Here is a 22,822-nt window from a genome sequence, read left to right as displayed (position 1 = left end):
CCGCCCTACCCGAAGAAGTTCCGTACGTGCTCCAGCCCGTCGACCAGTGCGTCGACCTCTCCGGGCGTGGAGTACAGATAGAACGACGCTCGCGTGGTCGCAGGAATTCCGTAGCGCAGGCAGACCGGACGCGCGCAGTGGTGTCCGACCCGTACCGCGATGCCCTCCTCGTCGAGGACCTGGCCCACGTCGTGCGGGTGGATGTCGCCCAGCGCGAAGGAGAGCGCCGCACCGCGGTCCTCGGCCGTCGCCGGGCCGATTATCCGCAGGTCCGGGACTTCGAGCAGGCGCTTGACGGCGTACTCGGTGATCGCGTGCTCGTGGCGCGCGATGTTCTCCATGCCGATCGCCGAGAGGTAGTCCACGGCCGCGCCGAGGCCGACGGCCTGCGCGATCGGGGGCGTACCGGCCTCGAACTTGTGCGGCGCCGGGGCGTACGTGGAGGAGTGCATCGACACGGTCTCGATCATCTCGCCGCCGCCCAGGAACGGGGGCAGGTCCTCCAGGAGTTCCTGCCGGCCCCAGAGCACGCCGATGCCGGTCGGGCCGACCATCTTGTGGCCGGTGAAGGCCACGAAGTCGGCCTGGAGGGCCTGCACGTCCAGGACCATGTGCGGGGCGGCCTGCGAGGCGTCGATGCAGACCAGCGCGCCCACCTGCTGCGCGCGCCGGATGATCGTCTCGACCGGGTTGACCGTGCCGAGCAGGTTGGAGACCAGCGTGAAGGAGACGATCTTCGTCTTCTCGGTGATGATCTCTTCGATGTTCGACAGGTCGAGACGGCCGTCGTCGGTGAGGCCGAACCACTTCAGCTTCGCGCCCGTGCGCTGCGAGAGCAGCTGCCACGGCACGATGTTGGAGTGGTGCTCCATCTCCGTGATGACGATCTCGGTGTCGCGGTCCACCCGGTAGGGCTCGTCGGCCCAGGTGAGCATGTTGGCCACGAGGTTGAGCGACTCGGAGGCGTTCTTGGTGAAGACGACCTCGTCGCGGCTCGGCGCGTTGATGAAGGCGGCGACCTTGTCGCGGGCACCCTCGTACAGTGCCGTGGCCTCCTCGGCGACCGTGTACACACCGCGGTGCACGTTCGCGTTGTGCCGCTCGTAGTACTCGTTGAGCGCGTCGAGCACCTGGCGCGGCTTCTGGGAAGTAGCGGCGGAGTCCAGGTAAACGATCTTCTTGTCCCCGTGGACGATGCGGTCCAGCAGGGGGAAGTCCTTGCGGATCGCGTCCGTGTCGAGGAGGCCCGGCAGTTGTGTCACGCGGCTGCGCCACCCTTCGTGTACTTCTCGTAGCCCTCGGCCTCAAGCTGGTCGGCCAGCTCCGGGCCACCGGACTCGACGATCCTGCCCGCCGAGAAGACGTGCACGAAGTCCGGCTTGATGTAGCGCAGGATGCGCGTGTAGTGCGTGATCAGCAGCGTGCCGACCTCGCCGGTCTCGCGGACGCGGTTGACGCCGTCCGAGACCTGGCGGAGCGCGTCGACGTCGAGGCCCGAGTCGGTCTCGTCGAGGATGGCGATCTTCGGCTTCATGAGTTCCATCTGGAGGATCTCGTGACGCTTCTTCTCGCCGCCGGAGAAGCCCTCGTTGACGTTGCGCTCGGCGAAGGTCGGGTCCATCTGGAGCTGCTCCATCGCGGACTTGACCTCCTTCACCCAGGTGCGCAGCTTGGGGGCCTCGCCGCGCAGCGCGGTGGCCGACGTGCGCAGGAAGTTGGACACCGAGACGCCGGGGACCTCGACCGGGTACTGCATGGCCAGGAACATGCCGGCGCGGGCGCGCTCGTCGACGGACATCTCCAGGACGTCCTCGCCGTCGAGGGTGACGGTGCCGCTGGTGATCGTGTACTTGGGGTGACCCGCGATCGAGTACGCGAGGGTGGACTTGCCGGAGCCGTTCGGGCCCATGATGGCGTGGGTCTCGCCCTGCTTCACGGTCAGGTCGACGCCCTTGAGGATCTCCTTGGTGCCGTTCTCGACATCGACGGAGACGTGCAGGTCGCGGATTTCAAGCGTTGCCATGGGGTACTCAGGACTCCTGGGTGACGGAGACGAGCACATCGTCCCCTTCGATCTTTACGGGGTATACGGGGACGGGGCGCGTCGCGGGCAGGCCGGACGGCTTTCCGGTACGGAGGTCGAAGCTGGAGCCGTGCAACCAGCACTCGATGGCACAGTCCTCGACTTCGCCCTCGGACAGCGAGACGTTCGCGTGCGAGCAGATGTCGTTGATCGCGAAGACTTCGCCCTCGGTCTGGACAAGGGACACCGGCGTGCCGTCGACCTCGACCCGCTTGGGGGTGTCGGTCTCCAGCTCGCTCAGCGCGGCCACTCGTACGAACGTCATCAGACGGAAGCCTCCAGCTCCGCATCGATCTTGGCGAGCAGGCGCTCCTCGACGTCGTCGACGCCGATCTGCTGGACCAGCTCGGCGAAGAAGCCGCGGACGACCAGGCGGCGGGCCTCGTCCTCGGGGATGCCGCGGGACTGGAGGTAGAAGAGCTGCTCGTCGTCGAAGCGGCCGGTCGCCGAGGCGTGGCCCGCTCCGGCGATCTCGCCGGTCTCGATCTCCAGGTTGGGGACCGAGTCGACGCGCGCGCCGTCGGTCAGCACCAGGTTGCGGTTCATCTCGTACGAGTCGGTGCCCTCGGCGGCGGCCTGGATCAGGACGTCACCGATCCACACCGCGTGCGCGTCCTGGCCCTGGAGGGCGCCCTTGTAGGCCACGTTCGATTTGCAGTGCGGGACGTTGTGGTCGACCAGGAGGCGGTGCTCCTGGTGCTGGCCCTGGTCCGTGAAGTACAGGCCGAACAGCTCGGCCTCGCCGCCGGGACCGGCGTACGAGACGCGCGGGTGCAGCCGGACCAGGTCGCCGCCGAAGGTCACCACGACGGACTTGAAGGAGGCGTCGCGGCCCACCAGCGCGTTGTGCTGCGCCACGTGGACGGCCTTGTCGGCCCAGTCCTGCACGGACACGACGGTCAGCTTGGCGCCGTCGCCGAGCACGTAGTCCACGTTGGCTGCGAGCACGCCGTCACCGGTGTGGTCGATGACCACCACGGCCTCGGCGAACGCGCCGAGTTCGAAGACCTGGTGGCCGTAGGCCGTGCCGCCCTCGCCGTGCACCGACACGCGGATCGGCTCGGTGAGGACGGTCTCCTTGGGCACCGAGACGACCGAGGCCTTCTCGAAGGCCGAGTACGCCTGGGCGGCGACCCGGTCCACCGGGGTGCCGGCCTTGCCGAGGCGGGCGTCGGAGCGGTCCACCGTCTCGACGGTGACGCCCTCGGGGGCGTCGACCCGGACGGTCAGCACGCCGCCGGCCTCGGCGGTGCCGTCGTGCAGACCGCGCAGCCGGGCGAGCGGGGTGAACCGCCACTCCTCCTCGCGGCCGTGGGGCACCGGGAAGTCCGCCACGTCGAAGGACGGCGGCGCACTCATGCGGGTGGCGACGGTGGACTCCGCCGCCACCGCGAGGGAGCCGGAGGTGGTGGAACCCACCGGGATGTTGGTCTGGGCCTCAGCCATGGCTGTCGTGGTGCTCTCTCTCTGGATCAAGAAGTCGGGACGTGCGGACGGAGGGGGACGGTCAGCCGACCGAGCCCTCCATCTGCAGCTCGATCAGCCGGTTGAGTTCCAGGGCGTACTCCATCGGGAGCTCCTTGGCGATCGGCTCGACGAAACCGCGCACGATCATCGCCATCGCCTCGAACTCGGTCAGACCGCGGCTCATCAGGTAGAAGAGCTGGTCCTCGGAGACCTTGGAGACGGTCGCCTCGTGGCCCATGGACACGTCGTCCTCGCGGACGTCCACGTAGGGGTAGGTGTCCGAGCGGGAGATGGTGTCCACCAGCAGCGCGTCGCACAGCACGTTGGACTTGGAGCCGGGCGCGCCCTCGCCGATCTCGATGAGACCGCGGTAGGAGGTACGGCCGCCGCCGCGCGCCACCGACTTCGAGACGATGTTCGACGACGTGTTCGGCGCCATGTGCACCATCTTCGCGCCGGCGTCCTGGTGCTGGCCCTCGCCCGCGAAGGCGATGGACAGGGTCTCGCCCTTGGCGTGCTCGCCCATCAGGTAGACGGCCGGGTACTTCATGGTGACCTTGGAGCCGATGTTGCCGTCGACCCACTCCATGGTCGCGCCCTCGTACGCCACGGCGCGCTTGGTGACCAGGTTGTAGACGTTGTTCGACCAGTTCTGGATCGTCGTGTAGCGGCAGCGGCCGCCCTTCTTCACGATGATCTCGACCACGGCGGAGTGCAGCGAGTCCGAGGAGTAGATCGGCGCGGTGCAGCCCTCGACGTAGTGCACGTAGGCGTCTTCGTCGACGATGATCAGCGTGCGCTCGAACTGGCCCATGTTCTCCGTGTTGATACGGAAGTAGGCCTGGAGCGGGATCTCGACGTGGACGCCCTTGGGCACGTAGATGAACGAGCCGCCGGACCACACGGCCGAGTTCAGCGACGCGAACTTGTTGTCGCCGACGGGGATGACGGTGCCGAAGTACTCCTGGAAGAGCTCCGGGTGCTCCTTCAGCGCGGTGTCGGTGTCCATGAAGATGACACCCTGCGCCTCCAGCTCCTCGTTGATCTGGTGGTAGACGACCTCGGACTCGTACTGGGCCGCGACACCGGCGACGAGGCGCTGCTTCTCCGCCTCGGGGATGCCGAGCTTGTCGTACGTGTTCTTGATGTCGGCAGGCAGGTCCTCCCAGGACTGCGCCTGCTTCTCCGTCGAACGCACGAAGTACTTGATGTTGTCGAAGTCGATTCCCGACAGGTCCGAGCCCCAGTTCGGCATGGGCTTCTTGCCGAAGAGCTTCAGGCCCTTGAGACGCAGCTTCAGCATCCACTCGGGCTCGTTCTTCTTCGCCGAGATGTCGCGGACGACAGCCTCGGACAGGCCGCGCTTGGCTGCCGCGCCGGCGACGTCGGGGTCGGCCCAGCCGAATTCGTACGTACCCAGACCCTCGAGTTCGGGGTGGGCAGTCTCCTCGATAGGGAGAGTCATGCGGGGTTCCTCCCGGCCGTGCTTGCTGATGCTGAATGACTGGTCTGGCTGGTGTGACTGACCTTGGGGATGTACGTCGTGCAGACCCCGTCGCCGTGGGCGATGGTGGCCAGCCGCTGGACGTGGGTCCCGAGCAGTGCGGAGAAGACCTCGGTCTCCGCCTCGCACAGCTGCGGGAACTTCTCCGCGACGTGGGCGACAGGGCAGTGGTGCTGGCACAGCTGCTCTCCGACCGGTGCGCTTCGCGCCGTAGCAGCGTACCCGTCGGCGCTCAGGGCCCTCGCCAGAGCCTCGGTGCGCTCTTCGGGGGGCGCCGCCTCGACGGCTTCCCGGTACGCCTCGGCCTGCGCGGCGATCCGGGCGCGGGCGAACGCGGTGACGGCCGCCTCGCCCTGTTCGCCGCCGCCGGCCGCCCGGGAGATCCAGGTGAGGGCGTCGGCCGCGAGCGTGTCGTAGGACTGGTCGAAGGCGTCCCGGCCGCAGTCGGTGAGCGCGAAGACCTTGGCGGGCCTCCCGCGCGTACGCGCACCGTAGACGCGCTGCTCCTTGGCCTCCACCACGGTGTCGGCGACCAGCGCGTCGAGGTGGCGTCGCACGGCTGCCTGCGTGAGGCGAAGCCGCTTCGCCAGGTCGGCGACGGTGGACGGCCCGTGGTCCAGGATGGATCGCGCGACACGGTTGCGGGTGGACCGCTCACCTGTCGCGACGTCCTCCTGGGGGACCTCGCCGTCGTATTTCACAACACCATTGTTGCGTAATTCTTCAGAGCGTGACAACCCGGTCCCGGAACAAGATCCGTGGACTGCATCACTTAGGTAAACCTAAGCTGACCTGCGGAAATGATCATCGGGCGACAGGAGCGGAGGCTCTCCCACGAGCCGCCGCGGACGCCCCCGCGGCATGCCGCCACCTCCCCGCACCCGCCCCCACGCACCCGCGTCTCCCCGGCCGCCGACCCGCGTGACCTGGGAGGACTTCCCGGCCAAACCGTCCTCGGGCGCTCCCCCGCCCGCACTTCGGGGAAAGGCTTCGCGCAGGATCAATCGACGGGAGAAGGTCCCGCCTCCACCCGCTCGGCGATGCGGTGGCGTGCGCGCGCGGGGCGGCCGAGGAAGCACCGGCCACGGGAGATGACACAGCCCTCCTGCGGGCGCGGCGACCCGCGCCACCGGCCGCGTCGCACCCCTACGCACGCACCCGCCCCCCGCCGGGGCCCCCGTCCCCCGCCGCCTAGACTCGCTCCCATGTCACATGAGCCCGTCGTCCAGGTCACCGGCCTGGTCAAGCGGTACGGATCCAAGACCGCGGTCGACGGCCTCGACCTCACCGTCGCCCCCCGCACCGTCACCGCCGTCCTCGGCCCCAACGGCGCCGGGAAGACCACCACCGTCGAGACCTGCGAGGGCTACCGCAAGCCCGACGCGGGCACCGTCCGGGTCCTGGGCCTCGACCCGATCGCCGACGCGGCGAAGCTGCGTCCCCGCATCGGCGTCATGCTCCAGTCCGGCGGCGTCTACTCCGGAGCCCGCGCCGACGAGATGCTCCGCCACATGGCCACACTGCACGCCCACCCGCTGGACGTGGACGTGCTCATCGAGCGCCTCGGGCTGGGCAGTTGCGGCCGTACGACCTACCGGCGCCTCTCCGGCGGCCAGCAGCAGCGCCTCGCGCTCGCGATGGCCGTCGTCGGCCGCCCGGAACTCGTCTTCCTCGACGAGCCGACCGCCGGTCTCGACCCGCACGCGCGCCGCTCCACCTGGGACCTCGTCCGCGAACTGCGCGCATCCGGCGTGAGCGTCATCCTCACCACCCACTTCATGGACGAGGCCGAGCAGCTGGCCGACGACGTCGTGATCGTCGACGCCGGCAAGGTCATCGCCCAGGGCGCGCCCGCCGAACTCTCCCGGGGCGGCGCCGAGAACACCCTGCGCTTCACGGGCCGCCCCGGCCTCGACCTCGCGTCGCTGCTGAAGGCCCTGCCGACGGACACCCTCGCGGAGGAACTGGTCCCCGGGACGTACCGCATCAGCGGCAAGATCGACCCGCACCTCCTGGCCACGGTCACCACCTGGTGCGCGCAGCACGGAGTGATGCCGGACGGCATCTCGGTCGAGCGCCGCACCCTGGAAGACGTCTTTCTGGAGCTGACCGGTAAGGACCTGCGCCCATGAACCCCGCCACGCCCGACCGCCTCCGGCCGGGGGTCCGGGGGTTGCCCCCGGAACGGCACAGCCTGGAGCCGACCGGTAAGGACCTCCGCCCATGAGTACCGCCCCTTACGCCCCGATGCCCGGAGCGGCCCCGCTCGTCCGGATGATCGCCGCCCAGACCGCGCTCGAAACGAAGATGCTGCTGCGCAACGGCGAACAGCTCCTGCTGACCGTGATCATTCCGGCGCTGCTGCTCGTCCTGTTCTCGGCCGTCGACATCATCGACACCGGCCAGGGCGAGTCCGTCGACTTCCTCGCCCCCGGTGTCCTCGCGCTCGCCGTCATGTCGACCGCGTTCACCGGTCAGGCCATCGCCACCGGCTTCGAGCGGCGCTACGGCGTCCTCAAGAGGCTCGCCGCCTCTCCGCTGCCGCGCTGGGCGCTGATGACCGCCAAGACGTTGTCGGTGCTGGTCACCGAGGTGCTCCAGGTGCTCCTGCTGACCGCGATCGCCCTCGGCCTCGGATGGTCGCCGCAGGGAGGCCCCCTTTCCGTCCTCCTCCTGCTGCTCCTGGGCACGGCGGCCTTCTCCGGGCTCGGGCTACTGATGGCCGGAACCCTCAAGGCGGAGGCGACGCTGGCCGCCGCGAACCTCGTCTTCCTGCTGCTCCTCGTCGGCGGGGGCGTGATCGTCCCTCTCGACAAGTTCCCGGACGGCGTGCAGAGCGTGCTCGGTCTGCTGCCCATCTCGGCCCTCTCCGACGGGCTGCGCGACGTCCTCCAGCACGGCGCGTCGATGCCGTGGGCCCACCTGGGCGTCCTGGCCGGCTGGGCCGTGCTCGGTCTGGGCGCGGCGGCGAGGTTCTTCCGCTGGGAGTAGGGCCCGAAGCGGCTTGCGAGTGACGTCACACGGCGTACCGGGCCCCCTCGTGAAAAGCTGCACAAGCTCCGGCCTACGATGGTTGCCGTGTTGACCCCCCTCGCCCTCATCGCCAAGCGATGGACGCCCACGCCCCGTACGCTCCAGCGCGCCGCGCTGTCCGCCGTCGTGATGAGCGTGCTCATCATCGTCACCGGCGGCGCGGTCCGGCTGACCGGTTCCGGCCTCGGCTGCGACACCTGGCCCAAGTGCACGTCGGAGAGTCTGATCACCACGCCCGAGCAGGGCATCCACGGTCTGATCGAGTTCGGCAACCGCATGCTGACGTACGTCCTGTCGGCGGCCGTCGGCTGGGCGATCATCGCGGCCCGCTCCACCAAGCCCTGGCGGCGCGGCCTCACCAGGACCGCCTGGCTGATGTTCTGGCTGGTGATGAGCAACGCGGTGCTCGGCGGCATCTCCGTGCTGTCCGGCCTCAACCCGTGGACGGTGGCCGGCCACTTCCTGGCCGCCAACGGCCTCCTCGCGGTCGCGGTGATCACCTGGCAGCGCACCCGTGAGGGCGACGGCCCGCCGCGGCCGCGCGTGCCGGGCCCGGTCCGCAAGCTGTCGTGGGCGATCGTCGTGACCACCGTGCTGCTGCTCGTCCTCGGCACGTCGGTGACCGGCTCCGGCAAGCACGCGGGCGACAAGAGCGAGGTGCCGCGCATGCCGTGGGACTGGACCGACGCGGCCCACCTCCACGCGATCTCCGCGTGGGTGGTCTGCGCGCTGGCCCTCGCGATGTGGTTCGTGCTGCGCATGGTGGACGCCCCGGACGACACCCGCAAGCGCTCCCGCGACCTGCTGATCGTGCTGGTGGCACAGGGCGTCGTCGGTTACGTGCAGTACTTCACGCAGGTCCCGGAGCTGCTGGTCGGCCTGCACATGCTGCTGTCGTCGCTGATGTGGATCGCGGTGCTCCGGCTGGCCCTGAGCCTGCGCGAGCGTCCTGTGGAGGAGATTCCGGAAGTCCCCGCGCAGCCGGACGCCCCGGTCACCACCGCCGTCTAGCCGCGCCGCAGGGCGGCTCCGGCGGGCGCCCGCCGTCCGGTCACGCCGCCGGCCGTTCGGCCCGGTCGCCGGCGTCCAGCCGGTAGACGCGGCGGGCGTTGTCCGCGGCGAGCATCCGGGCGACCCGTTCCGCGTCCGGTTTCGACCAGGCCCCGTCGGCCACCCACCCGCCGAGCACCCGTGCCAGCGCGTCGCGGAACTGGTGCGCGCCCACCACGTGCAGTTCGGGCAGGCCGCGCGCCCCGCTGGAGAAGAGCAGCTTCCCGAACGGCGCCAGCTCCAGCATCCCGGCGAGTACGGCGGCGGCGCGCGCCCCGGTGTGTGCCACGGCGGGGCCGAGGTCGGCGTACACGTGCGGGAAGACACCCGCCAGTCGGGCCGCGTCCCGCTGGTACGGGGAGCCGTGCAGCAGCACCAGGTCCGTGCCCAGGCCCGCGCTGGCGGCCGCGAACTCCGTCAGCTGTGCCGGGTCCCCCGCCACGTGCAGTTGCAGCGGCAGCCCGCAGCCGACCGCGTTCCAGAGCAGGTGCCGCAGCAGCACCGGGTCACTCAGTTCCTCCCCGGCCCGGCGTCCCGCCAGCCACCGCCCGGCCGCCCCGCGCACCTCTCCGGGACCCGGCGGGAACGGGGCGAACGCGAGGCCGTCCCGTACTCCGGCGACCGAGAGGAACGCCACCGCGGACCTCGTCGCCGCGTGCATCGCCTCGCTGAGATTGGCGAGGAACCCCTCCGCGGTGCCCGAGGTGTCCGCGACCTGTTCGGCCAGCAGTTCCAGCCGTACGATCTCCCGCGCCTCGGCGTCCCCCGCCGCCGCGAGTTCCCCGGGGTCCGTCAGGTCGCCCGGCAGACCGGTGTCGACGAGGTAGGTGGCGATGCCGGAGCCGCGCAGCAGGCGGCGGCCCGATTCCAGGACGCCCAGTTCGCGGCGTCGGGCGAGGTAGCGGGCGGGCGGGCAGTGCGGTTCCAGGCCGAGCAGCGGCGGGCACCAGCGGCGTACGGCGAACCCGGTCTGGGTGTCGAAGAAGGTGGTGCCCGGTGCGGGCGGCGCGGGCGTGCTGCCGAGGTGGGCCTCGAAGGTGCCGAGGCCCAGCTCGGTGCGGAGCACCCCGTGGCAGTACTGGTCCACCAGCGACGGCGGGGCGGTGATCATCGGGGGCTCCCTGCGCAGACCGTGGACTGAAGGCGTCTTCCACTGGTCCTAACGGGTGAGCCCCGCGGACGGGTACTGCTACGGCTTGCCGGAAGAGGGGTTGGCGGGGCCGCCGATCTGGAGTCCGGCCATCCGGCTCCACTCGTACGGGCCGGTCTCCACCTTCGCCGCGAACTCGCCGTCGAAGTCCTCGTGGACGGTGATGCCGGCCCGCTCGGTGGCCGCCCTCGCCACGTCGTACGTCGGGGCCACCAGGTCGCCCCAGGCGCCGTCGTCGCCCACCAGGACGATCCGGGTGCCCTTCTGCCCGAGGTACGCGAGCTGGCCCTCGGCGCCGCCGTGCTTGCCGGCGAACGCGCCGATCTGCTTGGCCAGCTTGGCGGTCCTGCGCTCGGCGGACTTGAGGGTCGCCTGCGGGGTGGCCGTCTCTGCCTGCTTCGTGTCTGCCATGAGCAGGATGCTACCGACGGGTAGCGAAACGCGCGACGGGCGGGTCGCGTGGCCTTGACCACGTGACCCGCCCGTCGGGACGCCGTACCCGGCCTACCGCAGGAAGGGGTCCACCGCGACCGCCACGAAGAGCAGCGAGACGTAGGTGATCGACCAGTGGAAGAGCCGCATCTCCTTCAGCTTCGCGCCCGTGACCTCGGCCTTGGCGCGGGCCCGCAGCCCGTGCGCCTCCCAGAGCCACCAGCCACCGGTGACGGCCGCGACGGCGGTGTAGAACCACCCCGTGTAGCCGAGCGGCTGGAGCAGCAGCGACACCGCGACCATGACCCAGCTGTAGAGCACGATCTGGTTGGCGACCGCCTTGTTGCCCGCGACGACTGGCAGCATGGGCACGCCCACCCGGGCGTAGTCGTCCTTGACCTTCATCGACAGCGGCCAGTAGTGCGGCGGCGTCCAGAAGAAGATGACCAGGAAGAGGATCAGCGCGGCCCAGGACAGCGAGTTGGTCACCGAGGACCAGCCGATGAGGACCGGCAGGCAGCCTGCGATGCCGCCCCAGACGATGTTCTGCGCGGTGCGGCGTTTGAGGATCATCGTGTAGACGACCACGTAGAAGAGGAGCGCGCCCAGCGACAGCGCGGCGGACAGCCAGTTGACCAGCAGCCCGAACCAGAGCGTGGAGATCACCGCGAGCGAGAAGCCGAAGACGAGGCACTCGCCCGGACTCACCATCCCGGTGACCAGCGGACGCTGCGACGTGCGGTCCATCAGCGCGTCGATGTCGCGGTCGATGTACATGTTGAGCGCGTTTGCACCACCGGCGGAGAGGTAACCGCCGATACAGGTGGCCAGCACCAGCCACAGGTCCGGGACACCTTGCTCCGCCAGGAACATCACCGGAACGGTGGTGATCAGCAGAAGCTCGATGATCCGCGGCTTGGTCAGTGCAACAAACGCCTTGACCCGGGCTCCGAACGGCCGATGGCCCCCCGGGCTGGGAGTCGAAGCGACCCCTGCGGGTCGGGACTCGACGGCCGTCACGCACACCCCTGACAGAGAATTCCTGAAGCAAGCACCGGACGTGAAGGCCCGGTAAATACTTGCGCGTACCACGCCACTGTAGACCTTGCCCATACGTCGTCCTTCGCCGGGGTGGGGTCGTGTTGGGCCACCCGTGAAGCGGCCGGATACCGGCCCAGGACCCTGGGTACGCGACGAGTAGTGTCCCGATGTATACGGAAATGCGTTCGTCGGGAGGCGAACCCCGTTTCACGCGCGCACCCTGGTACGTACGCGTCTTTTTTCCAGGGCCGTGGACTCGAAATCTCGCGCGTTCGCACGGGGGTAGGCTCGTCAACGCCCCGGTGCGGCGAATAGTCACCGGGCCCAAATCATTGTGGAGAGGAGCCCTGACCCAGGGTGAGCACCAAGCCGACCACCACAGACCTTGAGTGGACCGAATTGGACCAGCGGGCCGTAGACACCGCCCGCATCCTGGCCGCGGACGCCGTACAGAAGGTCGGCAACGGCCATCCGGGTACGGCGATGAGCCTGGCCCCGGCCGCGTACACCCTCTTCCAGAAGGTGATGCGGCACGACCCGGCGGACGCCGAGTGGACGGGCCGCGACCGCTTCGTCCTGTCCGCCGGACACTCGTCGCTGACGCTCTACACCCAGCTGTACCTGGCCGGCTTCGGTCTGGAGCTGGACGACCTGAAGGCGTTCCGTACGTGGGGTTCCAAGACCCCCGGGCACCCGGAGTACGGTCACACCACCGGCGTCGAGACCACCACCGGCCCGCTCGGCCAGGGTGTGGCCAACGCGGTGGGCATGGCCATGGCGGCCCGTTACGAGCGCGGTCTGTTCGACCCGGAGACGCCGCTCGGCGAGTCACCGTTCGACCACTTCGTCTACGCCATCGCCGGTGACGGCTGCCTCCAGGAGGGCATCTCCGGAGAGGCGTCCTCGATGGCCGGGCACCAGAAGCTCGGCAACCTGGTCCTGCTGTGGGACGACAACCACATCTCGATCGAGGGCGACACGGAGACGGCCGTCTCCGAGGACACCATGAAGCGGTACGAGGCCTACGGCTGGCACGTCCAGCGCGTGGAGCCCAAGCCGGACGGCGACCTGGACCCCGAGGCGCTGTACGACGCGATCCAGCAGGCGAAGGCCGTCACGGACAAGCCGTCGTTCATCGCGATGCGCTCGATCATCGCCTGGCCCGCCCCGAACGCGCAGAACACCGAGGCCGCACACGGCTCGGCGCTCGGCGACGACGAGGTCGCGGCCACCAAGCGCGTGCTGGGCTTCGACCCGGAGAAGACCTTCGAGGTCTCCGACGAGGTCATCGCGCACACCCGTGAGGCGCTCGACCGGGGCCGTGAGGCCAGGGCCGAGTGGGAGAAGGGCTTCGCCGCCTGGCGCACCGCCAACGCGGAGCGCGCGGCCGAGTTCGACCGCATCGCCGCGGGCGAGCTGCCGGCCGGCTGGGAGGACAAGCTGCCCGTCTTCGAGACCGGCAAGGGCGTCGCCACCCGCGCGGCCTCCGGCAAGGTCCTCGAAGCGCTCGGCGCGGTCATCCCCGAGCTGTGGGGCGGATCCGCGGACCTCGCCGGCTCGAACAACACGACGATCGACAAGACGTCGTCGTTCCTCCCCGACGGCAACCCGCTGCCCGGGGCGGACAAGTACGGCCGCACGATCCACTTCGGCATCCGCGAGCACTCGATGGCCGCCGAGATGAACGGCATCGCGCTGCACGGCAACACCCGCATCTACGGCGGCACCTTCCTGGTGTTCTCCGACTACATGCGCAACTCGGTGCGGCTGTCCGCACTGATGCACCTGCCGGTGACGTACGTGTGGACGCACGACTCCGTCGGCCTCGGCGAGGACGGTCCGACCCACCAGCCGGTCGAGCACCTGGCCTCGCTGCGCGCGATCCCGGGCCTGAACGTCGTCCGCCCGGCGGACGCCAACGAGACCGCGATCGCCTGGCGCGAGATCCTCAAGCGCTACACCAAGGTCTTCGGCGAGGGCGCCCCCACGGGCCTGGTGCTGACCCGTCAGGGCGTGCCGACGTACGAGCGCAACGAGGACGCCGCGCGCGGCGGCTACGTGCTCCTCGACGCCGAGGCGGACGGCCGGGGCGCGGAGCCGCAGGTCGTGCTCATCGGCACCGGTTCCGAGGTCCAGCTCGCCGTCGAGGCGCGCGAGGAGCTCCAGGCCGCGGGCATCCCGACGCGTGTCGTGTCGATGCCGTCGGTGGAGTGGTTCGAGGAGCAGGACCAGGAGTACCGGGAGGCCGTCCTTCCCCCGTCGGTCAAGGCGCGGGTCGCGGTCGAAGCCGGTATCGGTCTGACCTGGCACAAGTACGTGGGCGACGCGGGCCGGATCGTCTCGCTGGAGCACTTCGGCGCTTCCGCGGACGGCAAGGTCCTCTTCAAGGAGTTCGGCTTCACCGGCGAGGCAGTCGCTGCCGCCGCCCGGGAATCCCTCTCCGCCGCCCAGCGCTGACGCCCGTAGAGACCCAAGACCAGTAGGAGATGCAGAACTCATGACAGACGCACTCAAGCGCCTCTCCGACGAGGGCGTGGCGATCTGGCTCGACGACCTGTCGCGCAAGCGGATCACGTCCGGCAACCTGGCCGAGCTGATCGACCAGCAGCACGTCGTCGGTGTGACCACCAACCCGTCGATCTTCCAGAAGGCGATCTCGCAGGGCGACGGCTACGACGTCCAGCTGACCGACCTGGCGGCCCGCGAGGTCACCGTCGAAGAAGCGATCCGCATGATCACGACGGCGGACGTGAGGGACGCCGCCGACATCCTGCGCCCGGTCTTCGACGCGACGCAGGGCCAGGACGGCCGGGTGTCCATCGAGGTCGACCCGCGTCTCGCCCACCACACGCGCGCCACGGTCGCCGAGGCCAAGCAGCTCGCCTGGCTGGTGGACCGGCCGAACACGCTGATCAAGATTCCGGCGACGCAGGCCGGCATCCCGGCGATCACCGAGGTCATCGGCCTGGGCATCAGCGTCAACGTCACGCTGATCTTCTCGCTGGAGCGCTACCGCGCCGTGATGGACGCCTACCTGGCGGGCCTGGAGAAGGCGAAGGCCAACGGCCTGGACCTCTCCACGATCCACTCGGTGGCCTCCTTCTTCGTGTCCCGGGTGGACACCGAGATCGACAAGCGCCTCGACGCCCAGGACACCGACGAGGCCAAGGCCCTCAAGGGCAAGGCGGCGCTCGCCAACGCCCGGCTCGCCTACCAGGCCTACGAAGAGGTCTTCAGCGGCGAGCGCTGGGCCGCCCTGGACAAGGCGCAGGCCAACAAGCAGCGTCCGCTGTGGGCCTCCACCGGCGTCAAGGACCCGGCGTACAAGGACACGATGTACGTCGACGAACTGGTGGCGCCGGGCACGGTGAACACCATGCCGGAGGCGACCCTGGAGGCCGCCGCCGACCACGGCTCGGTCACCGGCAACACGATCGCCGGCAAGTACGAGCAGGCGCGTGCCGACCTGGACGCCCTGGAGAAGCTGGGCGTCTCCTACGACGAGGTCGTGGCACTCCTGGAGACCGAGGGCGTCGACAAGTTCGAGGACGCCTGGAACGACCTGCTCAAGTCGACCGAGGCCGAACTCAAGCGCCTCGCACCTTCGAAGGGCTGACCACTTGTCCAGCAGCAATCCGCTGCGTGACGCACAGGATCGACGGCTCCCGCGCATCGCGGGGCCGTCGGGCCTGGTCATCTTCGGCGTCACGGGCGATTTGTCCCGTAAAAAGTTGATGCCCGCCGTCTACGACCTGGCCAATCGCGGCCTCCTGCCGCCGGGCTTCTCGCTCATCGGCTTCGCCCGCCGCGACTGGGAGAACGAGGATTTCGCGCAGGTCGTGCACGACGCGGTCAAGGAGCACGCGCGCACCGAGTTCCGTGAGGAGGTCTGGCAGCAGCTGATCCAGGGCATGCGCTTCGTCCAGGGCGACTTCGACGACGACGAGGCGTTCGAGACGCTGAAGTCGACGATCCAGGAGCTCGACAAGGCGCAGGGCACCGGCGGCAACTTCGCCTTCTACCTCTCCGTCCCGCCGAAGTTCTTCCCCAAGGTCGTCCAGCAGCTCAAGAAGCACGGGCTGGCGGACCAGAAGGAGAACTCCTGGCGGCGCGCGGTCATCGAGAAGCCCTTCGGGCACGACCTGGCCTCCGCGCAGGAGCTCAACCGGATCGTCCACGAGGTCTTCCCGGCCAACGAGGTCTTCCGGATCGACCACTACCTGGGGAAGGAGACGGTCCAGAACATCCTGGCGCTGCGCTTCGCCAACCAGATGTTCGAGCCGATCTGGAACCGGTCGTACGTCGACCACGTGCAGATCACCATGGCCGAGGACATCGGCATCGGCGGCCGTGCCGGGTACTACGACGGCATCGGCGCCGCCCGCGACGTCATCCAGAACCACCTCCTCCAGCTGCTGGCGCTCACCGCGATGGAGGAGCCCGCCTCCTTCGAGGCGGACGCGCTGGTCGCGGAGAAGTCCAAGGTGCTGGGCGCGGTCAAGATCCCCAAGGATCTGGGCCGGGACACCGTGCGCGGACAGTACGCGGCGGGCTGGCAGGGCGGCGCGAAGGCCGTCGGCTACCTCCAGGAAGACGGCATCGACCCCCAGTCGAAGACCGACACCTACGCCGCGGTGAAGCTGGAGATCGACAACCGCCGCTGGGCGGGCGTCCCGTTCTACCTGCGCACGGGCAAGCGCCTGGGCCGCCGGGTCACGGAGATCGCGGTCGTCTTCCAGCGCGCCCCGCACTCCCCCTTCGACCACACCGCCACCGAGGAACTCGGCCAGAACGCGATCGTCATCCGCGTCCAGCCCGACGAGGGCGTCACGGTCCGCTTCGGCTCCAAGGTGCCCGGCACCTCCATGGAGATCCGCGACGTCTCGATGGACTTCGCGTACGGCGAGTCCTTCACCGAGTCCAGCCCCGAGGCGTACGAGCGCCTCATCCTGGACGTCCTGCTCGGCGACGCCAACCTGTTCCCGCGCCTGGAGGAGGTCGAGCAGTCCTGGCGGATCCTCGACCCGATCGAGGAGTACTGGGACACGCACGGCAAGCCCGCGCAGTACGCGTCCGGCACCTGGGGCCCGGTCGAGGCGGACGAAATGCTCGCACGAGAGGGACGGAGCTGGCGCCGGCCATGAAAATCGACCTGACGGACACCACGTCCAGCAAAGTCAACAAGGCACTCGTACAGGCGCGGCGGGCCATCGGGACCCCGGCCGTCGGCATGGTGCTCACCCTCGTCATCGTCACCGACGAGGAGAACGCGTACGACGCCCTGAAGGCGGCCAACGACGCCTCCCGCGAGCACCCCTCGCGCAAGCTGGTCGTCATCAAGCGGCCCTCGCGCTCCCCGCGCGACCGCGCGAAGGCGCGTCTCGACGCGGAGGTGCGGGTCGGCGCGGCGGCGGGCACCGGTGAAACGGTTGTCCTGCGGCTGTACGGCGAGGTCATCAACCACGCCCAGTCGGTCGTTCTGCCGCTGCTTCTCCCGGACGCGCCGACGGTGCTGTGGTGGCCGGTGCACGGTCCGGTGAACCCCGCCAAGGACCCGCTGGGCACCCTCGGGCAGCGCCGGGTCACCGACACCTACGCCGCCGAGCAGCCCATCCACGAGCTGATGGCGCGCAGCGCGAACTACACGCCGGGCGACACGGACCTGTCCTGGGCCCGCATCACCCCGTGGCGTTCGATGCTCGCCGCGGCCCTCGACCAGCTGCCCACCGAGGTCAGCTCGGTGGAGGTGGAGGGCGAGGAGTTCAACCCGAGCTGCGAGCTGCTCGCCATGTGGCTGGCGGACCGGCTGCACGTGCCCGTCAAGCGCTCCCTCTCCGCCGGTCCCGGCCTGACCGCCGTACGGATGGAGACCAAGGACGGCCCGATCGTCCTGGACCGCGCGGACGGCTCGCTCGCCACGCTGTGCATGAAGGGCCAGCCGGACCGCGCGGTGGCGCTGAAGCGGCGTGACACGGCCGAACTCCTGGCGGAGGAACTGCGTCGCCTGGACCCGGACGACACGTACGCGTCGGCGCTCAAGTTCGGTGTGGACAGGCTGGGCGATGCGGCGGAGAAGGCCGAGCCGCAGGCTTCGGGCTCGTCGGACCCGTCCGGTTCGTCGGACTCCGTGGACTCGTCGGACTCCGTGGACTCGTCGGGCTCGTCGGGCTCGTCGGACGGGAAGCCGACCGCCGAGAGGTCCGCGTCCGCCGCGGCGAAGAAGTCCGCTCCTGCGAAGAAGGCGGCTTCCAAGTGATGAGCGGGACGCCGCAGTTGGTGGTCCACCGGGACAAGGAGCTGATGGCCCAGGCCGCGGCGGCCCGGTTGATCACGAAGATCGTCGACGCTCAGACCGCACGCGGTACGGCGTCGGTGGTCCTCACCGGCGGCCGCAACGGCAACGGACTGCTGGCGGCGCTGGCCTCCTCCCCCGCCCGTGACGCGGTCGACTGGTCGCGGCTCGACCTGTGGTGGGGCGACGAACGGTTCGTGCCCGCCGACGACCCGGAGCGCAACTACACCCAGGCCAGGGAGGCCCTGCTGGACGCGGTCCCGCTGGACCCGGCCCGGGTGCACGCGATGCCGGCGTCGGACGGGGACTACGAGGACGCGGACTCGGCGGCGGCCGCCTACGCGGCCGAACTGGCAGCCGCCGCGGCTCCCGAGGACCACGGTCCGGTGCCTTCCTTCGACGTCCTCATGCTGGGCGTCGGACCGGACACCCACGTGGCGTCCCTCTTCCCGGAGCACCCGGCGGTACGCGAGACACAGCGGACGGTGGTGGGCGTCCACGGCACCCCCAAGCCGCCGCCCACCCGTGTCTCGCTCACCCTCCCGGCGATCCGGGCGGCCCGTGAGGTGTGGCTGTTGGCGGCGGGCGAGGACAAGGCGAAGGCCGCGGCCCTCGCCCTCTCCGGCCCCGGTGAGATCCAGGCCCCGGCCTCGGGCGCGTACGGGCGGGCCCGCACCCTGTGGCTCCTGGACGCGGCAGCGGCCTCGGAACTCCCGAAGTCCCTCTACCCACCGTCCTCGGGCTGAGGTCTTGTGCGTGGCGGCCCGGCACTTCTCTTACGGGGGGTGCCGGGCCGCGGTGCGTTCGGGGTGGGCGTGGGTCGGGGGGCGCGCGGGGTCCGCGGTGCGTACAGGGCGTGGGTGCGGGGCGTGCGGGGGTGGAGGCGGGGCGTCCGGTGGGAGCGGGGCGTCCGGTGGGGGGGCCGCCCCCTTGCCCGCCCGTTCCGCCCCCGGGGGCGGCCCCGCCGCCCAAGGGGGCTACGGGGAGAGGGTGCGTCGCCCCGCCGCCCGAGGGGGTTTCGGTGAACGGGGGTTACGGCGTTGGGGGGTCACGTTGCAGGAAGGGGCCCAGGACTCCCTCCACCGCCTCGTCCGCGAAGGTCAGCCCCTCCGACGTCCCCGCGTCGTACACCGAGTACGCCCCGGCGCCCGCGGCCGTCGTCGCCGTCACCGTGACGAGCCCAGCCCGCCGCTGGAACACCGACTGCTTCACGGTGAAGCCGATGACACCGTCCCGACGCAGCGCCACCGTGGCCCGCCGCACCGACCCCGACCGCATCACCAGGTAGTCCCCGCTCAGCCCGTGCCCCAGCGCCCGGTACGCATCGACCGCCAGCAGCGCCGCCACCGGCAGCATCACCACCGCCACGCCCCCGGCCACCCACAGCAGAACCTCCGTCAGCAGCACGCCGAGCAGCGACAGGAAGCCGACCCCCAGCAGCACGGCGCCCAGCGCCCACCTCAGTCGCCGTCCCCGCGCCGCCACCGGGTGCGGAAGAAGCCGTGCCGCCGTCGGCGCGACCGGTTCCCGTAGCACCCGCGCGGCCGCCACGTCAGCGAACTGTCGGGGCACGGCCGGGACGAGGGTCTTGTGGTCCGTCTTCTTGTCGGCCTCGCCCTCCGCGAGGCCGGTCGCCACCGCGTCCACCCGGGCCGCGCCCGCCAGCCGCACGCCCAGCGGTTCCACGACCTCCACGCCGCGCAGCCGCCGTTCCTCGATGGAGATCGACCGGGAGGTGAAGAGGCCGCGCTGGACCCGCAGCGTTCCTCCCGGCTCACGGTCCAGCCGGTAGTTCCACCACATTTCGACGAACAGCCCGAGCGAGCCGATCACGCCTGCGACCAGCAGCGCCGCCGCCAGAACGGCGACCATCCAGACCAGCGCGACCCCGCTGAAGACGCCGCCGACCCATTCGATGACGCCCATCTGCATGCCGAACCACTCACTGACCTGCATCACCGCGCCGCCCGCGGCGGCGCCCAGCAACGGGGCCGCGACGGAGAGCGGTGCGTACCGGATCCAGCGGGGGTCGAGCGTGGCGAGCCGCCCGTCGTGGTGCTCGCCGCCCTCACCGGCGACGGACCTGGTGAGGAGTTCCCGACGCAGCCGGTCGCCCTCCCGCCGGGTCACCGGCCGCAGTTCCAGGGTCGACTCGGTGCCGGCGCCGTTGTTCTCACCGGTACCGATCCGTACCTTGACCAGTCCGAAGACCCGCAGCAGCGGGTGAGCGGTCAGGTCGACGTTGCGGATCCGCTCGCGGGCCAGCGAGCGGCGCTTCACCAGGAGCAGCCCGGTGTGGAGTTCGGCGCGTTCGGGGCCGATCCGGTACCGGGTGTGCCGCCACCGCACGTACTCCACCCCGGCGCTGCACCCGACGAACACCACGGCGCCCAACAGCACCCAGCCGATGGCCGTCCAGGCCCCGAACGCGGAGGAGAGAGCGACGAAGGCGGGCAGCCCGCCGCTGACGGCGACGCCGCTCATGAGCAGGGCGGCCACCAGGACCGTGCGCCGGTCCAGCTTCTGCCACTGCGCGGCGTCCGGACCGGAGCCGTTGCCGCTCATGTCGCGTCCCCGGGCGTGGCCCCGGTGATCTCCGTGAGCTGCTCCGCGAGCGCCGCGGCCTGCTCGTGGTCGAGTCCCTCGATCTTCACCGCGCCCTTGGCGGACGCGGTGGTGACGACGACGGTGGCCAGCCCGAACAGTTGCTGGAGCGGCCCACGCACGGTGTCGACGGTCTGGATCCGCGACATCGGTGCGACCCGCCACTCCCGCCAGAAGAAGCCGGTGAGAATGTAGACCGCCGTGTCCGTGACCTCCCACCGGTGCACCCGGTACCACCACGGCGGCAGGAACAGCGCGGCGGCCAGGCCGGGCACCGCGATCAGGGCCGCGGGCAGCAGCAGCCAGAACCTGGCCGGTTCGATGAGGAGCGCCAGGACCACCAGGACGAGGACGGGCGGCAGGACCAGCGCCAACCACTGCATCTGCCACCAGCGGACCACGCGCGAATCGAGCCTGTTGTTCGGCGGCCTCAGCCGCACGGTCCCCGTCCCCGTCACCAGCACTCCTGTCAGTCAGCGGCCTTTCAACGGCCGCGCATCGTACGGTACTTCGACACCAGCTCCGCAGTCGAACTGTCGAGCTGCTCGCCGCCCCTGCCCTCGGTCAGCACCGGTTCGACCTTCTTCGCGAGGACCTTGCCCAGCTCGACACCCCACTGGTCGAAGGAGTCGATGTTCCAGATCGCGCCCTGGACGAACACCTTGTGCTCGTACAGCGCGATCAACTGGCCGAGCACGGAGGGCGTCAGCTCGTCGCTGAGGATCGTGGTAGTCGGGTGGTTCCCGCGGAAGGTCTTGTGCGGCACCAGTTCCTCGGCCACGCCCTCCGCGCGCACCTCGTCCGGGGTCTTGCCGAAGGCCAGCGCCTGCGTCTGGGCGAAGAAGTTCGCCATCAGCAGGTCGTGCTGGGCCTCCAGGCCGGGCGTCAGGTCGGCGACCGGCCGGGCGAAGCCGATGAAGTCGGCCGGAATGACCTTGGTGCCCTGGTGCAGCAACTGGTAGTACGCGTGCTGCCCGTTGGTGCCCGGGGTGCCCCAGACGACAGGACCGGTCTGCCAGTCGACGGGGTTTCCGTCACGGTCCACGGACTTGCCGTTGGACTCCATGTCGAGCTGCTGGAGGTAGGCGGTGAACTTCGACAGGTAGTGGCTGTACGGCAGGACGGCGTGCGCCTGCGCGTCGAAGAACGCCCCGTACCAGACGCCCAGCAGACCGAGCAGCAGCGGCGCGTTCTGCTCGGTCGGCGCGGTGCGGAAGTGCTCGTCGACCTGGTGGAAGCCGTCGAGCATCTCGCGGAAGCGGTCCGGGCCGATGGCGATCATCAGGGACAGGCCGATGGCGGAGTCGTACGAGTAGCGGCCGCCGACCCAGTCCCAGAACTCGAACATGTTGGCCGTGTCGATGCCGAAGTCGGCGACCTTCTCGGCGTTGGTGGACAGCGCCACGAAGTGCTTGGCGACGGCGGACTCGTCGGCGCGCAGGTTCGTCAGCAGCCAGTCGCGGGCGGACGTCGCGTTGGTGATCGTCTCGATCGTGGTGAACGTCTTGGAGGCGACGATGAAGAGGGTCTCCTCGGCGTCCAGGTCGCGCACCGCCTCGTGCAGGTCCGCGCCGTCCACGTTGGACACGAAGCGGAAGTCCAGCTCGCGGGCGGAGAAGGAGCGCAGCGCGTCGTAGGCCATGGCGGGGCCCAGGTCGGAGCCGCCGATGCCGATGTTGACGACCGTCCTGATGCGCTTGCCGGTGTGCCCGGTCCACTCGCCGGAGCGGACCTTGTCGGAGAAGGCGGCCATCTTGTCGAGGACGGCGTGCACGGCCGGGACGACGTTCTCGCCGTCGACCTCGATGACCGCATCGCGCGGGGCGCGCAGCGCGGTGTGCAGGACGGCACGGTCCTCGGTGGTGTTGATCTTCTCGCCGCGGAACATGGCGTCGCGCAGCCCGGCCACCCCGGTGGCCCCGGCCAGCTCGCGCAGCAGCTCCAGCGTCTCGTCCGTGACCAGGTGCTTGGAGTAGTCGAGGTGCAGGTCGCCGACCTCAAGGGTGTAGTGCGTGCCCCGAGCCGGGTCTGCGGCGAACAGCTCGCGCAGATGCGTCGCACCCAGCTGCTCCCGGTGCTTGCCCAGCGCGGTCCACTCGGGCGTCTGGTTCAGCCTCATCGCGTTCATCTCCGAAATCAGCCCACTTCTACTCGTATCCGCATGCA

20 protein-coding genes are annotated in these 22,822 nt (G+C 70.1%); 8 read left to right on the top strand and 12 right to left on the bottom strand.

Annotated elements, in window-relative coordinates:
- Positions 1-5: 5 nt before the first annotated feature.
- From ACQPZG_RS26465 to ACQPZG_RS26440, 6 genes are all read right to left on the bottom strand, one after another.
- Positions 6-1,262, bottom strand: a complete 1,257-nt coding sequence (locus ACQPZG_RS26465; protein WP_433548213.1) for a cysteine desulfurase — start codon at positions 1,260-1,262, stop codon at positions 6-8.
- Positions 1,259-2,023: a Fe-S cluster assembly ATPase SufC gene (gene sufC, locus ACQPZG_RS26460; RefSeq protein WP_401593497.1), complete on the bottom strand. Its 765-nt coding sequence runs from the start codon at positions 2,021-2,023 to the stop codon at positions 1,259-1,261. The genes ACQPZG_RS26465 and sufC overlap by 4 nt, the downstream gene beginning before the upstream one ends.
- Before the next feature lie 7 nt (positions 2,024-2,030).
- A complete protein-coding gene (locus ACQPZG_RS26455; protein ID WP_433548212.1) occupies positions 2,031-2,348 on the bottom strand; it encodes a non-heme iron oxygenase ferredoxin subunit in 318 nt (105 codons plus the stop codon).
- A complete protein-coding gene (gene sufD / locus ACQPZG_RS26450; protein WP_433548211.1) occupies positions 2,348-3,529 on the bottom strand; it encodes a Fe-S cluster assembly protein SufD in 1,182 nt (393 codons plus the stop codon). The genes ACQPZG_RS26455 and sufD overlap by 1 nt, the downstream gene beginning before the upstream one ends.
- 61 nt (positions 3,530-3,590) lie before the next feature.
- Positions 3,591-5,015, bottom strand: a complete 1,425-nt coding sequence (sufB, locus tag ACQPZG_RS26445) for a Fe-S cluster assembly protein SufB (protein WP_433548210.1) — start codon at positions 5,013-5,015, stop codon at positions 3,591-3,593.
- On the bottom strand, positions 5,012-5,755 hold the full coding sequence (locus tag ACQPZG_RS26440) for a helix-turn-helix transcriptional regulator (RefSeq protein WP_433548209.1): 744 nt from the start codon (positions 5,753-5,755) through the stop codon (positions 5,012-5,014). The genes sufB and ACQPZG_RS26440 overlap by 4 nt, the downstream gene beginning before the upstream one ends.
- Before the next feature lie 504 nt (positions 5,756-6,259).
- Here ACQPZG_RS26440 and ACQPZG_RS26435 point away from each other — a divergent pair.
- From ACQPZG_RS26435 to ACQPZG_RS26425, 3 genes are all read left to right on the top strand, one after another.
- Positions 6,260-7,186, top strand: a complete 927-nt coding sequence (locus ACQPZG_RS26435; RefSeq protein WP_433548208.1) for an ABC transporter ATP-binding protein — start codon at positions 6,260-6,262, stop codon at positions 7,184-7,186.
- A 91-nt stretch (positions 7,187-7,277) separates the two neighbouring features.
- Complete coding sequence (locus ACQPZG_RS26430; RefSeq protein ID WP_433548207.1) at positions 7,278-8,045, top strand: ABC transporter permease; 768 nt, start codon at positions 7,278-7,280, stop codon at positions 8,043-8,045.
- Positions 8,046-8,123: 78 nt separating this feature from the next.
- The gene (locus ACQPZG_RS26425; RefSeq protein ID WP_433548206.1) at positions 8,124-9,098 is read left to right on the top strand and encodes a COX15/CtaA family protein; all 975 of its coding nucleotides are present in this window, start codon (positions 8,124-8,126) and stop codon (positions 9,096-9,098) included.
- A 40-nt stretch (positions 9,099-9,138) separates the two neighbouring features.
- Here ACQPZG_RS26425 and ACQPZG_RS26420 read toward each other — a convergent pair whose 3' ends face one another.
- From ACQPZG_RS26420 to ACQPZG_RS26410, 3 genes are all read right to left on the bottom strand, one after another.
- Positions 9,139-10,245, bottom strand: coding sequence for an amidohydrolase (locus ACQPZG_RS26420; protein ID WP_433549557.1), 1,107 nt, complete (start codon positions 10,243-10,245; stop codon positions 9,139-9,141).
- Positions 10,246-10,326: 81 nt separating this feature from the next.
- Positions 10,327-10,698, bottom strand: coding sequence for a hypothetical protein (locus ACQPZG_RS26415; RefSeq protein WP_433548205.1), 372 nt, complete (start codon positions 10,696-10,698; stop codon positions 10,327-10,329).
- Between the two features lie 93 nt (positions 10,699-10,791).
- Positions 10,792-11,745 carry a heme o synthase gene (locus ACQPZG_RS26410; protein WP_185025471.1) on the bottom strand — a complete coding sequence of 318 codons (954 nt, stop codon included), beginning with the start codon at positions 11,743-11,745 and terminating at the stop codon, positions 10,792-10,794.
- Positions 11,746-12,117: 372 nt separating this feature from the next.
- Between ACQPZG_RS26410 and tkt the strand changes: the two genes are divergently transcribed.
- The 5 genes from tkt to pgl are packed head-to-tail and all read left to right on the top strand — an operon-like array spanning position 12,118 to position 18,798.
- Entirely contained in the window at positions 12,118-14,217 is a 2,100-nt protein-coding gene (gene tkt, locus ACQPZG_RS26405; protein WP_433548204.1) for a transketolase, read from the top strand.
- Positions 14,218-14,257: 40 nt separating this feature from the next.
- A complete protein-coding gene (gene tal, locus ACQPZG_RS26400; protein ID WP_433548203.1) occupies positions 14,258-15,376 on the top strand; it encodes a transaldolase in 1,119 nt (372 codons plus the stop codon).
- A gap of 4 nt (positions 15,377-15,380) precedes the next feature.
- On the top strand, positions 15,381-16,904 hold the full coding sequence (gene zwf / locus ACQPZG_RS26395; protein WP_433548202.1) for a glucose-6-phosphate dehydrogenase: 1,524 nt from the start codon (positions 15,381-15,383) through the stop codon (positions 16,902-16,904).
- The gene (gene opcA, locus ACQPZG_RS26390; protein ID WP_433548201.1) at positions 16,901-18,016 is read left to right on the top strand and encodes a glucose-6-phosphate dehydrogenase assembly protein OpcA; all 1,116 of its coding nucleotides are present in this window, start codon (positions 16,901-16,903) and stop codon (positions 18,014-18,016) included. The genes zwf and opcA overlap by 4 nt, the downstream gene beginning before the upstream one ends.
- Positions 18,016-18,798 carry a 6-phosphogluconolactonase gene (gene pgl / locus ACQPZG_RS26385; RefSeq protein ID WP_433548200.1) on the top strand — a complete coding sequence of 261 codons (783 nt, stop codon included), beginning with the start codon at positions 18,016-18,018 and terminating at the stop codon, positions 18,796-18,798. Before opcA ends, pgl begins: the two co-directional genes overlap by 1 nt.
- Before the next feature lie 286 nt (positions 18,799-19,084).
- On the opposite strand, the gene ACQPZG_RS26380 is transcribed toward pgl, so the two are convergent.
- Genes ACQPZG_RS26380 through pgi form a run of 3 tightly spaced genes read right to left on the bottom strand, consistent with a single transcriptional unit; the run spans position 19,085 to position 22,784 of the window.
- Positions 19,085-20,617 (bottom strand): PH domain-containing protein, encoded by a 1,533-nt coding sequence (locus ACQPZG_RS26380; RefSeq protein WP_433548199.1) that lies wholly within the window; start codon positions 20,615-20,617, stop codon positions 19,085-19,087.
- Positions 20,614-21,117 carry a PH domain-containing protein gene (locus tag ACQPZG_RS26375; protein ID WP_433549556.1) on the bottom strand — a complete coding sequence of 168 codons (504 nt, stop codon included), beginning with the start codon at positions 21,115-21,117 and terminating at the stop codon, positions 20,614-20,616. Before ACQPZG_RS26375 ends, ACQPZG_RS26380 begins: the two co-directional genes overlap by 4 nt.
- 23 nt (positions 21,118-21,140) lie before the next feature.
- Positions 21,141-22,784 (bottom strand): glucose-6-phosphate isomerase, encoded by a 1,644-nt coding sequence (gene pgi / locus ACQPZG_RS26370; RefSeq protein WP_433548198.1) that lies wholly within the window; start codon positions 22,782-22,784, stop codon positions 21,141-21,143.
- Positions 22,785-22,822: the final 38 nt, after the last annotated feature.

Source organism: Streptomyces sp. CA-294286, assembly GCF_050947155.1.
Taxonomy (GTDB): Bacteria; Actinomycetota; Actinomycetes; order Streptomycetales; family Streptomycetaceae; genus Streptomyces.
This window is presented reverse-complemented; position numbering and strand designations above follow the sequence as displayed.

Excerpts from the sequence above, each read along its gene's own strand:
- ACQPZG_RS26415 (WP_433548205.1), bottom strand. The coding sequence starts at position 10,698 with ATGGCAGACACGAAGCAGGCAGAGACGGCCACCCCGCAGGCGACCCTC.
- ACQPZG_RS26425 (WP_433548206.1), top strand. The coding sequence starts at position 8,124 with ATGGTTGCCGTGTTGACCCCCCTCGCCCTCATCGCCAAGCGATGGACG.
- ACQPZG_RS26430 (WP_433548207.1), top strand. The coding sequence starts at position 7,278 with ATGAGTACCGCCCCTTACGCCCCGATGCCCGGAGCGGCCCCGCTCGTC.
- sufD (WP_433548211.1), bottom strand. The coding sequence starts at position 3,529 with ATGGCTGAGGCCCAGACCAACATCCCGGTGGGTTCCACCACCTCCGGC.
- pgi (WP_433548198.1), bottom strand. The coding sequence starts at position 22,784 with ATGAACGCGATGAGGCTGAACCAGACGCCCGAGTGGACCGCGCTGGGC.
- ACQPZG_RS26380 (WP_433548199.1), bottom strand. The coding sequence starts at position 20,617 with ATGAGCGGCAACGGCTCCGGTCCGGACGCCGCGCAGTGGCAGAAGCTG.
- ACQPZG_RS26435 (WP_433548208.1), top strand. The coding sequence starts at position 6,260 with ATGTCACATGAGCCCGTCGTCCAGGTCACCGGCCTGGTCAAGCGGTAC.
- ACQPZG_RS26455 (WP_433548212.1), bottom strand. The coding sequence starts at position 2,348 with ATGACGTTCGTACGAGTGGCCGCGCTGAGCGAGCTGGAGACCGACACC.
- sufC (WP_401593497.1), bottom strand. The coding sequence starts at position 2,023 with ATGGCAACGCTTGAAATCCGCGACCTGCACGTCTCCGTCGATGTCGAG.
- sufB (WP_433548210.1), bottom strand. The coding sequence starts at position 5,015 with ATGACTCTCCCTATCGAGGAGACTGCCCACCCCGAACTCGAGGGTCTG.
- opcA (WP_433548201.1), top strand. The coding sequence starts at position 16,901 with ATGAAAATCGACCTGACGGACACCACGTCCAGCAAAGTCAACAAGGCA.
- pgl (WP_433548200.1), top strand. The coding sequence starts at position 18,016 with ATGAGCGGGACGCCGCAGTTGGTGGTCCACCGGGACAAGGAGCTGATG.
- tal (WP_433548203.1), top strand. The coding sequence starts at position 14,258 with ATGACAGACGCACTCAAGCGCCTCTCCGACGAGGGCGTGGCGATCTGG.